The sequence below is a fragment of the Flectobacillus sp. BAB-3569 genome (assembly GCF_002270355.1).
GTDB lineage: Bacteria > Bacteroidota > Bacteroidia > Cytophagales > Spirosomataceae > Flectobacillus > Flectobacillus roseus.
In genome coordinates, this window is record NZ_NJFZ01000119.1 from 1 (window position 1) to 2383 (window position 2383).

Here is a 2383-nt window from a genome sequence, read left to right on the forward strand (position 1 = left end):
ACAGTAGCCTTTGCCCCAACAACAGGAGTAATGAGCTACACGCCATCAGCGACAGAACCAGGAGAGCCTAACGTAACGGTTGTTTATCAAGTATGTAACACTTTAGTAACACCAAATGTGTGTGCAAGTGCCACAGTAACGATAAGCGTACCAGCAGCAGGAGACCAAGATGGTGATGGCGACCCAGACAACACAGATCCACAACCAACGAATCCATGTGTATGGAGTACAAGCCAAGTCTTATCGAGTACGACAACGGCATGGCGTACTGCAGACTGTGATGGAGATGGTGTAACAAACTATGACGAAGCCACAGGTACGGATGGTAATCCATTGACGACATCTGACAATACGAATCCACTAAGTGCTTGTAGCTTAAACTTAGGTCAAGTGACCTTAGTAGCGACCAGTACAGGCGACTGTGATGGCGATGGCGTAACGAACAAGGATGAGATTAATGGTATCGATGATAATCCATTAACATTGGGTGACAACACGAATCCCAATGATGGATGTAGTTACAACAAGGTAGACCAAGTGATAGGCAATGTAAGTGCAAGCTGGAAAACCTTAGATTGTGATAAAGATGGTAATCCAAACGAAACAGACTTGAATCCACAAGTTGCTACGGCAGTTAACGATGTGTTGACAGCTCCATTTGGATTGACGAGTACAGTAAGTGTATTATCGAATGATGATTTCTTACCAGTAGCGAGTAATGAAATTACGAGAATAGGCGGAAATGCAAGTGGTACAGTAGCCTTTGCCCCAACAACAGGAGTAATGAGCTACACGCCATCAGCGACAGAACCAGGAGAGCCTAACGTAACGGTTGTTTATCAAGTATGTAACACTTTAGTAACACCAAATGTGTGTGCAAGTGCCACAGTAACGATAAGCGTACCAGCAGCAGGAGACCAAGATGGTGATGGCGACCCAGACAACACAGATCCACAACCAACGAATCCATGTGTATGGAGTACAAGCCAAGTCTTATCGAGTACGACAACGGCATGGCGTACTGCAGACTGTGATGGAGATGGTGTAACAAACTATGACGAAGCCACAGGTACGGATGGTAATCCATTGACGACATCTGACAATACGAATCCACTAAGTGCCTGTAGCTTAAACTTGGGACAAGTGACATTAGTAGCGACCAGTACAGGCGACTGTGATGGTGATGGCGTAACGAACAAGGATGAGATTAATGGTATCGATGATAATCCATTAACATTGGGTGACAACACGAATCCCAATGATGGATGTAGTTACAACAAGGTAGACCAAGTGATAGGCAATGTAAGTGCAAGCTGGAAAACCTTAGATTGTGATAAAGATGGTAATCCAAACGAAACAGACTTGAATCCACAAGTTGCTACGGCAGTTAATGATGTGTTGACAGCTCCATTTGGATTGACGAGTACAGTAAGTGTATTATCGAATGATGATTTCTTACCAGTAGCGAGCACTGTTGTTACAAGAACAGGTGGTACAGCAAGTGGAGTAGCAGTATTTGCACCAACGACAGGTGTGTTAAGCTATACACCAACTGTGAGCGAGCCAGGTACAACCGTAACAGTTGTATACCAAGTATGTAACACCTTGGTTACACCACAAGTATGTGCTAATGCAACAGTAACGATAACAGTACCAGCAGCACCACGTTTAAGTATCGCAAAAGCAGCTCCAAGTGGCTCAATAAATGCCTTTGACAACTTTACTTACACTATTACCGTAAGTAATCTTGGAAGTGCAGCTACAACTGGCACGATTACTGTTAAAGATACATTACAAAGTGGCCTAAGCTTTGTATCATCAAGTACAGCCACAGGTTGGAGCTGTAGTTCGTCAGGCCAAGTAGTAACATGTACACGAACTAGCAGTATTCCATCAGGAAGCAATAGTAGTTTTAGCTTGACAGTAACAGCTTTGAGTAACGGTATCTACCAAAACAAAGCTGGCGTGTATGGCGGTGGAGACCCAGTTGCGATTGACGGAACAACGGCTGCTCAATCTAACATTACGAGCGTATCAGTAGGTCAGTCAGTAGTGAAATTGACTGCGAAAGTATTCTTGCGAGGCGCATACGATACCAATGTAGGATTGATGTTAGATGGCTTACGTAGCCAAGGTCTGATTCCATTAGTACAACCTTATGGTAAAGGCTCTTATACTGATATTCCTCACATTGGCGCTGAAGAAGCCACAACTACATCGGTATTGTCAGTAACTGGCAGTAATGCGATTGTTGACTGGGTATCAGTAGAGTTACGCGATAAGAATAATCCAAGTGTGATTTTGTACAGTCGTTCAGGTTTAGTACAACGTGATGGCGATATCGTAGATGTAGATGGTGTGAGTTGCTTGAGTTTGTAGGCGC

General features: G+C 43.9%; 1 pseudogene. It reads left to right on the forward strand.

Annotation, left to right across the window (positions count from 1 at the left end):
• A pseudogene (locus BWI92_RS26595) lies at window positions 1-2379 on the forward strand (DUF11 domain-containing protein); the annotation flags it as partial.
• Window positions 2380-2383 lie beyond the last annotated feature (4 nt).